Here is an 8,821-nt window from a genome sequence, read left to right as displayed (position 1 = left end):
GGCAGGTGTTGTGTCGGCGCGGCAGACCTTCCGATCCCAACGATCCGCACACGAAAAAACCCCGACCGTCCTCTGGCGGACAGCCGGGGTTACACGCCAGTCCCACGGCCGGGGATCTGGCGCCTCAGCCGAAGAGACTGATCGGGGAATGTGGATCCCGATTGCGGTAGACGACCTCGGCAGCCCTCCGCAGATGTGCCCGCCAGAACTTCTCCGCGCCTGCAGCGTCGCGCGCCGCCACCATGTCGATCAGCCGTTCGTAATCCGCGAACACGCCGGGAATGTACGACATGTCGGCGTAGGCGTCCGGATCTTTCTTGCGTTGCAGACTCACGCTTCGATGGGCGGCCAACACGTCACTGAGCGACTTGGCCTGAGCTTCGAGTGTCTTGTTGCCGCAATGCCGCGCGATGAGGTCGTGCCACTCACCCGTCAGCGCCACCCACCGCGCGAAATTCGCACCCGACTCGATACCGGCTTCCCACAGGCGGCGCTGCTCCTCGACGCACGCCTTCAACTCCTCGAGACCCTCGCGCGTGCAGCGCAGCGCCAGCAGCCGGACACAGCACACCTCGAATTCCTCACGCGCCTCCATGAGGTCCTGCAGAGTCGCACCCTGCGTCTGCAGATAGAGACCGATGTGCCGCGACGCCACGCTGAGATCCGGCAGCCGCACCTGCGGGCCACCGCGAGCCCCGGTCAGCACGGTGATCAGCCCTTCACTCTCGAGAATGCGGAAGGCTTCGCGGAGCGTGGGGCGCGACACTCCAAGGTCCACGACCATGCGCTTCTCGGAAGGGAGCATCTCCCCGGGAGGAATCTCACCGCGCACGATCTGCGCACGAAGACGGTCCGCGATCTGTGCGGCTGCTTTCGGCGCTCGCACTGTCGGGTCGCCCACTCCCCCACGAAATTGCGCGGTCACACTCACTCCATCCTCCCCCGACAGTACGGGAAAACTGTAGTCCTTACCGCCGAGCACACGTAAAGGGCCGAGCCCACGTAAAGCCTCCGGAGGCGAGACGGCGTAAGCGAACACCGCTCGGGAAGCATGGATTGAGGCGGCAACGCGCGGACCAGAGCCCGGCTGTGTGACACAGGTCCACTAAACACTTTACAGTGACCTGCACCACAAGGTAGAACTAGTTAACTTGTAGTTCGTTGTGCATCCCTGGCGGTGGCCGACCAATCGCATCCGAGCGGGTGCCGTGCCCACTTCGTCGCAATCATTCTTCACTCCCACGACTCGGCACGGGCCCGCTGGCCGATGTCACCGACGAGACTGGAGTACCCCTGGATGAAAGCCAGTTCGATCCCACGGTTGACCGTGCTTGCATCAACGCTCGGACTGGGAGCCGATCTGGTCGCATGTGGCAGCGCCGACAGCGCGACCGCCGCCGACCAGGTTGCGGACCCCAACGGCCACCTCAGGGTTGCCTTCGTCATCCCCCCTGCGTCTCTCAACCCGCACAGGGTGGCGTCCGACATCGGCGCCTACCCGTACCTCACTCCGGTCTACGACCGGCTCACCCAACTGGTCAGCGCGGACGGCACCGGCGAACTGGCACCGATGGTCGCCACCGACTGGACCTTCGCACCGGACGGCAGATCCGCCACCTTCGCCCTGCGCGACGACATGACCTTCGTCGACGGCACCCATCTCGACGCCGCTGCCGTCAAGGCCAGTTTCGACCACGCCCTGACCACCCCGGGTACGACCATCGCGTCGCACCTGTCGATGATCGCGTCGATCGACGTAGTCGACCCGACACACGTGCGCTTCAACACCAACCGTCCGGCGGCCGACCTGCCCTATGTGCTCGCCGGATCGGTCGGATCACTGATCAGCCCCAAAGCTCTGGACAATCCGGATCTCGACGTCAACCCCGTGGGTTCGGGCCCGTATGTCGCCAAGTCGGTCAAGATCGGCGATTCCGTGGTCTACGAGCGCCCTGCAGGTCGCCATCTTCAAGTCGTACGATCCGACGATCAGCGAATCCGAGCGGACCGCGGCCGTCCAGGACGCGGCGTCGATCGCCACCGAGCAGGCACTCGACGTCTTCATCTGCTCGGTTCCCACTCAGTTCGCCTACAGCGACAAGGTTCTCAACATCGAAGACATGGGTATCTCCAACTTTCTCGGCATCTTCGACGTCCGCCACCTCGGTATCGCCTCGAAGTAGGACCGGTTCGTTCCCACGGCTTCGGAGGAAGGAAGGTGTCATGACCACGCCGACGGCACGTCGATTCGAGGGAAAGGCTGTCCTGATCACCGACGGTTCCCGGGGGCAGGGCGCGCGGAGGCGATCCGGTTCGCCCAGGAGGGACAGGTGCCCGAGGGCACCGACCGGGATCCAGCGCAACACCTCATCCCACGAGCGCTGGACACATTGACAACCATTTCCCCAATCAAAAGGAGTTGTAATGCATCAACGACTGTCCGTGAGCGGACTGTGCTACTTCGACCTGCCGTTTCCTGCCCTCATCGAAGAACTCGAGCGTCTGGGAGTCGGCACGACAACCCTGATGGCGGGGCAGCTGAAGGACTTCGGGCTCGACCGTGCACAAGAACTCCTCGCGTCCTCCGGTATCACCGTCGCGGGACTCATCGGCCACCTTCCCCAGAATCTGGGCGACCCGCAGACGTGGGACGATACACGCGCGGATCTGATCTGGGACCTGGACGCCGCAGCACAGCTCGGGGCACCCGCCCTCTACACGGTGACCGGTTCCCTGCTCGACGGCGACGAGGATGCATCGTTCGACACGTTTGCTCGCTTCATCGAGCCAGTCGCCGCACATGCGGGCGAGGTGGGGGTCCACTTCGCGATCGAACCGACACTTCCGGCCTACGCGTACGTGTCGTTCACGCACACACTGGAGTCCACCCTCCGACTGGCCCGCCAGTGCAACATGGGAATCTGCCTGGACGTCTACCACGTCTGGAACGATCCCGACCTGAGCCGGACACTGCGCGAGTTCATCGACCACGTCGCCCTCGTCCAGATCGGCGACAGCGGAGTCGACGAGAACGGGACGACTCAGAAGCAGATCCCCGGAGAAGGCGACGTTCCCATGACCGACCTGATCGGCCAGATCATCGATGCCGGCTACCAGGGTGCCTTCGACCTCGAAATCGACGGTCCGCTGATCGAGGCGGTGGGCACTGCCACCGCCATCGAACGCTCGGTGGCCTACCTGGACCGGACGCTGTCCGCGGCCTCGGCCACCAGTCGATGACGGCCCACCCCGCCGGGTAGCCGTCCTTCATCGATCAGAACACCGAAAGGGGCTGGTTCTCTTCGAATTCCGTTCGAAGCGAACCAGCCCCTCTGTCGTGCACCGCGGCCGCCATGTTGGGCGGCGACTACGCGCCCATCATCCGCAATCCACCGTCGACCGCGAGGAGCTGGCCCGTGATGAACTTGGCCGCATCGCTCGACAGGAACATGAGCACCGGCCCCAGGTCCTTGACCGGATCGCCCAGCTTTCCGCCGATGGGGATCGCCGACTTCAGATGCTGGTTCATCTGCTCGATCGCATTGGGGCTCATCGTTCCCCATCTGCGTTCGGCACCCGGCGTCTGGACAGCCGGGGCGAGTGCGTTCACGGTGACCCCGTCCGGGCCCCACAGTGTGGCCACCGATCGCGTCCACGCGTGCACTGCCGCCTTCGCGGCGGCGTAGGTTGCCGAGACCGGGCTTCCAATGACTCCTTCGCTCGAACCGAAGTTGATGATCTGCCCGCCTGACTCCTTCATCGCCGCATACGCGGCCTGATTCGTGAAGACCGTGGAGCTGAAATTGACCTCCACCATGTTCCGGATGTTCTCGGCGTCGAGCTGTCCGGGCACGCCCAGCTGCCAACTCCCGGCCGCGTGAATCAGGACATCGAGGCCCCCGAGCTCGGCAACCGACTCGGCCACAGCCTGTTCCGCAGCCTGCTGATCGGTCGCGTCGCACCGTATCCACGATGCGCCCGACCGGGACGCCGGTTCGGTGTTGTGGAAGGTGCCGACAACCCGCGCGCCGGCGGCGCTGAGCACCTGCACCGCTGCTGCGCCGATGCCGGTGGCGGCACCGGTGACCAGGATGCGCCTGTTCTCGAGAGGTGTACCCAATTGAAACTCTCCTCAAAGTAGCGGTCGCTGTGCCGCTGATCGATCCGATTCGTAACGGCGAATGGGCGCCCGGCTCAGCCGGGAGCGCCGGAGGTGGTGCTGGTCAACAGGGCACCCGCATCGACCTTCAGCTGCTGGCCGGTGACGTACCGGGCAGCGTCCGAGGCGAGATAGAGAACGGCCTCGCTGACATCACGTGGATCAATCGTGTTGACCGGCAACTGGTGTGCCTGTCCGAACGCGGGCTCGACGTCCTCGCGAGTCGGGTTCGGCAGATCCGGGCGGAACAGCTTGTACATCGCATCGTTGTGCAGCATGGCGGTCTCGATGTTCCCCGGGTGGACGGCGTTGACCCGGATCGAGAGCGGGGCCAGCTGCCTGGCAGCATCGTGCACGAATCGCGCGACCCCCTGCTTCGCGTGCGCGTACCCGGCTGCGCCGGGGCCGGCAGACGTGTTGGTGAGCAGTCCTGATATCAGCGAAGCCATCGACCCGGTACAGATGATCGACCCGCCCGCTTTCAGGTACGGGAACGCCGCTTCGACGGTGTTGATGACGCCGACCAGATCCACCGAGATCGTGTCGAGGAAGCCGACGGGAGGAACATCCGGCCCGATCGGGCAGATGCCCGCGTTCGCGACCACGATGTCGATCCGACCGAACTCCTCGTGGCCGGCGCGTGCCGCCTCCACGAGCGCGGTGCGGTCCCGCACATCGACGATGCGTGTGACCACCCGGCGACCCAGATCGGAGATCAGACGGGCGGTCTCCTCCAGATCCGAGGGGGTCGACATCGTGTGCGTGGCGGACTCGATCTGCGCGCAGATGTCGACCGCGATGACGTCGGCGCCCTCCTCCGCCAGCCTGACGGCGTGACTGCGGCCCTGCCCCTGCGCCGCTCCGGTGACGAATGCCACGCGGCCCGAAAGAATTCCAGCCAATTTCATACCTTCCATTCGAGAAGAACACCACTGTTGGGCGCCCGAGCTTCGCTCCCGACTCCGTCGGCGAACCACCCGGGCACGAGGCGATAGTTCGGAGTTCGCTTGCACCACTCCTCGACGGCGATCTCGAGCTCGCGTCGCGCCGGGTGTGACCCGAGGCAGCGGTGCGAAGTCCTGCACAAGATCACGAAGTGGCAATGAAGTGGTACGGGGCCGCTACGGCCGACCCGGCCTCGACGAGGCCGCTTTCAGGGACGGGCGGGCTCGAGCCGATCTGCGTTCGACGAATCGTCACGGAGGTCCATCGGTCCGCGCTCCGCCGCAGCCAACAGGTCGGCGATGTCGATCCCGAGATCTGAGGTCACCGCCTTGACGGAGGCGAGATCCTTGCGCAGGTATCGGGGAAGCCGGGCGCTGTACGTCTTCGCGTCCTGGCCGGAGCTTGCGAGGTAACGGGCGGCGGTGCTCCCACCGCTGCTGACGGCGAGGACGTCGAGCAGCGTGCGTTCGTCGATCCCGAGCGAGTCACCCGCCTCCAACGCGGAGAGCGTGAGCTGTGCGCACGCCGCGAAAAGCGCGTTGTTCAACAGCTTTGCGGCGAGTGCCGTACCGTGTCGGCCGGTTCGCTGCGGGTTCTCGGAGTATGCGGTGACCACGTCGGACACAACCTCGATCGCCTCGTCCTCACCGGCGAGAAGGACCGTCAGCTGTCGGCGGCGGATGGCTTCCGGCGTGCCGCTGAACGGCGCCTCGACCACGGAGACACCCGGCCCCCGGCCGACGTCGGAGAGCCGTCGGATCGCCACCGGACTGCCCGTGGTGTGGGACACGAAGACCGAACCGGGCCGCATCTTCTCGATGATCGGAGTACACAGTTCGAGGACCTGGTCGTCGGTGAACAGACAGGTCACGACCACCGGAGCGACGGCGAGATCGTCCGGAGTCTCCGCGATCGTGGCACCGCGGTCGGCGAGCCGGGCACGAACCTCCTCACGTCGTGCGTACACGATCACGCGGCGCCCCGCGGCGAGGAGCATCTCGACCATCGGCTCACCGATCTGGCCGGCCCCGATGAACCCGACATCTGGCAACGTCATCATTCTTCTCCTGTGATCACCGACGGTTTTTCGTACTCTCGTGCGCCACCGGGTTCGCCCCGGTTCCCGGACCGTTCCGGGTCAACCGGCGCTGACTCCCCAGACGACGGTCTTCGTCTGCAGGAACTCGTCCAGACCGGCCGCGCCGCGTTCCCTGCCGAGTCCGCTCTGCTTGTAACCGCCGAACGGCCCGTGGGGGCTGAGCCCGCCCCCACCGCCGTTGACCGTGACGTAGCCGGTGCGGATTCGCCGCGCGATTGCATACGCGTGCACCGGATCCCGCGCCCAGACACCGCCTGCCAGTCCGTAGATGCTGTCGTTCGCGATCTGGACCGCCTCCTCGTCGTCGTCGAACGGGATGACCACACCGACCGGACCGAAGAACTCCTCCTGGGCGATCCTCATCGAGTTGTCCACGTCGACGAACAGGGTGGGCTCGACGTAGAAGCCCTTGTCGAGCCCCGCGGGACGGCCGCCACCGATCGCGACGGTGGCACCCTCCTCGACACCGACGCGGATGAGTTCCTCGACCTTGGCGCGCTGGGCGGCGCTGCCGAGCGGCCCCATGACGGTGCCCGGCGACGCGGGATCGCCCACCGTGACGGCAGCCAGCTCGGCCTTGATCAGCTCGACCAGTTCATCGTGCCGCGACCGGTGCACGAGCGTCCGGGTCAGGAACGCGCAGCCCTGGCCGGCGTGCAGAATGATGTCGCGAACAACAGTTTTCACCGCCCTCGACAGGTCGGCGTCCTCGCAGATGATGTTCGCCGACTTCCCGCCGAGTTCGAGCACCACTTTCTTCATCGTCGGCGCCGACTGCTCGATCACCTTGCGCCCGACCGCATCCGATCCGGTGAAGCTCACCAGGTCGACCATCGGATTGGTGGTCAGTTCCAAGCCGGCGTCGAGATCACCGGAAACGATGTTGAGCACGCCCGGCGGGAGCCCCACCTCGTCGGCGATCTCGCCCAGGACGAACGCCTCCAGCGGAGTGTTCGGTGCGGGCTTGAGGACCACCGTGCACCCGGCGGCCAGTGCCGGAGCCAGCTTCACCAGGTTGAGGAGGAGCGGAAAGTTGTACGCCGAGATCAGGGCGGCGACCCCGAACGGTTCCCGGTCCACGACACCCTGCCCGATTCCGTTGCCGAGGAACGGTGTGAGCGGGGTCTGCATGGGAAAGGTGAGCAGCACGCGCCCGACCGTGTCCCGGAAGTGCTCGATGGGAATCCCCACCTGGAAGGTCTGCGCACCGATCCGGGTACTCCCGGACTCGGCGATGTTGAGTTCGACGAGTTCGTCGAGTCGCTGCTCCATGAGGTCGGCCATCCGCAGCAGGATCGCGGAGCGTTCGCCGACGGACATCCGCGGCCACGGCCCCTCGTCGAATGCGGTTCGCGCGGCTTGGATCGCCCGCGCGACGTCCGCGCCGGAGGCCATGGGCGCGGTTCCGATGACTTCCTCGGTCGCCGGATTGATCACCGGCGCAGTCCGGCCGGACTCGGTGGGAACCCACTTGCCATCGATGAAGAGCTGGCGATATTCCTTGAGCATCGTGGTCCTTTGTCCTGCGGTGTCAGGCGTGGGCGTAGGGCTGGGTGTGACGCAGGAGGGCCCCGGCGTCGACCTTGAGTTGCAGTCCGGTGACGTAGGCGGCGTCGCTCGAGGCGAGGAAGACCACCGACTTGCTGATGTCGCTGGGTTCCACCCACGGAACGGGCATCACCTGCGGAGCGGCGAACGCGGCCTCTGCGTCTTCCCGCGTCGGCGCTTCGAGATCGGGACGGAACACGCGGTACATGGGGTCGCTGTGCAGCATGTCGGTGTTGACGTTCGTCGGGTGAATCGCATTGACACGAATGAACTCCGGCCCCAACTGCAGGGCAAGGTCGTGCACGAACTGCACCACACCCTTCTTGGAGTGGCTGTAGCCCGCGCCGCCCGCGCCGTGCGCGGGATTGTCGGCAGCGCCCTTGGTCATCGCGGCGACCGATCCAGTCGCGATGATCGAGGCGCCCGACGACAGGTGGGGGTAGGCGGCGCTGACCGTGTTGATCACGCCGACGAGGTTCACGTCGACCGCGTCGAGAAACGCCTTGCGGGGCTGGTCACCACCGAGGGGGCAGATGCCCGCGTTGGCGACCACGATGTGAAGGCCACCCAGTTCGGCTACTCCGGCATCGATCGCAGCGCGCAACTGCGAGGGCTCGCGGACATCGGCCTGCGTGGCGACACAGCGTCGGCCCTCCTTCGCCACCAGGCGGACGGTTTCCTCCAGATCCTCGCGGGTGGCGAGGGGGTAACCGTTGGTGTCGATGTCGGCGCAGATGTCGAGCGCGATGATGTCGGCGCCTTCGGCAGCCAACGCCACCGCGTGGCTGCGGCCTTGCCCGCGGGCGGCCCCAGTCACCACTGCGACCTTGCCGTCGAGCTTTCCCATGGTCATCTCTCCTGTCCGATACGGCGGCGCTGAAGATCTTCGCTGCGGAGGCGGGACTGGCCGCCTTGTCTCAGGCCACCTGGGCAAACATCAAATAAGAAGTTAACTTGTTCTACCATGTGGCGCTCATCACTACCAGTAGGTTCGGCGACGAGTGGCCAATTCGACGTTCGACGAGCCCCCAGGCGACGATTCCGGCCGTCGCAAACCCTGGTCAACGCCG

The 8,821-nt window shown here is 65.8% G+C and carries 8 protein-coding genes; 2 read left to right on the top strand and 6 right to left on the bottom strand.

Annotated elements, in window-relative coordinates; translation table 11 throughout:
* Window positions 1-124: 124 nt before the first annotated feature.
* On the bottom strand, window positions 125-925 hold the full coding sequence (locus ACFYVR_RS26790; protein ID WP_387479374.1) for a FadR/GntR family transcriptional regulator: 801 nt from the start codon (window positions 923-925) through the stop codon (window positions 125-127).
* A 402-nt stretch (window positions 926-1,327) separates the two neighbouring features.
* Here ACFYVR_RS26790 and ACFYVR_RS26785 point away from each other — a divergent pair, with 402 nt between their 5' ends.
* Window positions 1,328-2,227: an ABC transporter substrate-binding protein gene (locus tag ACFYVR_RS26785; protein WP_387479379.1), complete on the top strand. Its 900-nt coding sequence runs from the start codon at window positions 1,328-1,330 to the stop codon at window positions 2,225-2,227.
* A gap of 197 nt (window positions 2,228-2,424) precedes the next feature.
* Complete coding sequence (locus tag ACFYVR_RS26780; protein ID WP_387479371.1) at window positions 2,425-3,240, top strand: sugar phosphate isomerase/epimerase family protein; 816 nt, start codon at window positions 2,425-2,427, stop codon at window positions 3,238-3,240.
* Between the two features lie 127 nt (window positions 3,241-3,367).
* Here ACFYVR_RS26780 and ACFYVR_RS26775 read toward each other — a convergent pair whose 3' ends face one another.
* The 5 genes from ACFYVR_RS26775 to ACFYVR_RS26755 form a co-directional block, all read right to left on the bottom strand.
* Window positions 3,368-4,120 carry an SDR family NAD(P)-dependent oxidoreductase gene (locus ACFYVR_RS26775; protein WP_387479368.1) on the bottom strand — a complete coding sequence of 251 codons (753 nt, stop codon included), beginning with the start codon at window positions 4,118-4,120 and terminating at the stop codon, window positions 3,368-3,370.
* Window positions 4,121-4,194: 74 nt separating this feature from the next.
* Window positions 4,195-5,067 carry a mycofactocin-coupled SDR family oxidoreductase gene (locus ACFYVR_RS26770; RefSeq protein ID WP_387479365.1) on the bottom strand — a complete coding sequence of 291 codons (873 nt, stop codon included), beginning with the start codon at window positions 5,065-5,067 and terminating at the stop codon, window positions 4,195-4,197.
* Between the two features lie 245 nt (window positions 5,068-5,312).
* Window positions 5,313-6,161, bottom strand: a complete 849-nt coding sequence (locus ACFYVR_RS26765; RefSeq protein ID WP_387479362.1) for an NAD(P)-dependent oxidoreductase — start codon at window positions 6,159-6,161, stop codon at window positions 5,313-5,315.
* A gap of 81 nt (window positions 6,162-6,242) precedes the next feature.
* Window positions 6,243-7,712: an aldehyde dehydrogenase family protein gene (locus ACFYVR_RS26760; RefSeq protein WP_387479359.1), complete on the bottom strand. Its 1,470-nt coding sequence runs from the start codon at window positions 7,710-7,712 to the stop codon at window positions 6,243-6,245.
* 22 nt (window positions 7,713-7,734) lie between these two features.
* Complete coding sequence (locus ACFYVR_RS26755; protein WP_387479377.1) at window positions 7,735-8,598, bottom strand: mycofactocin-coupled SDR family oxidoreductase; 864 nt, start codon at window positions 8,596-8,598, stop codon at window positions 7,735-7,737.
* Between the last annotated feature and the right edge of the window lie 223 nt (window positions 8,599-8,821).

This window comes from Rhodococcus sp. NPDC003318 (assembly GCF_042879035.1).
GTDB lineage: Bacteria > Actinomycetota > Actinomycetes > Mycobacteriales > Mycobacteriaceae > Rhodococcus_G.
The sequence above is the reverse complement of the archived record's forward strand: the minus strand, read 5'-3'. Positions and strand labels throughout refer to the sequence as shown.

Coding starts and splice junctions, on each gene's coding strand:
- ACFYVR_RS26755 (WP_387479377.1), bottom strand. CDS start 8,598: ATGGGAAAGCTCGACGGCAAGGTCGCAGTGGTGACTGGGGCCGCCCGC.
- ACFYVR_RS26760 (WP_387479359.1), bottom strand. CDS start 7,712: ATGCTCAAGGAATATCGCCAGCTCTTCATCGATGGCAAGTGGGTTCCC.
- ACFYVR_RS26770 (WP_387479365.1), bottom strand. CDS start 5,067: ATGAAATTGGCTGGAATTCTTTCGGGCCGCGTGGCATTCGTCACCGGA.
- ACFYVR_RS26765 (WP_387479362.1), bottom strand. CDS start 6,161: ATGACGTTGCCAGATGTCGGGTTCATCGGGGCCGGCCAGATCGGTGAG.
- ACFYVR_RS26780 (WP_387479371.1), top strand. CDS start 2,425: ATGCATCAACGACTGTCCGTGAGCGGACTGTGCTACTTCGACCTGCCG.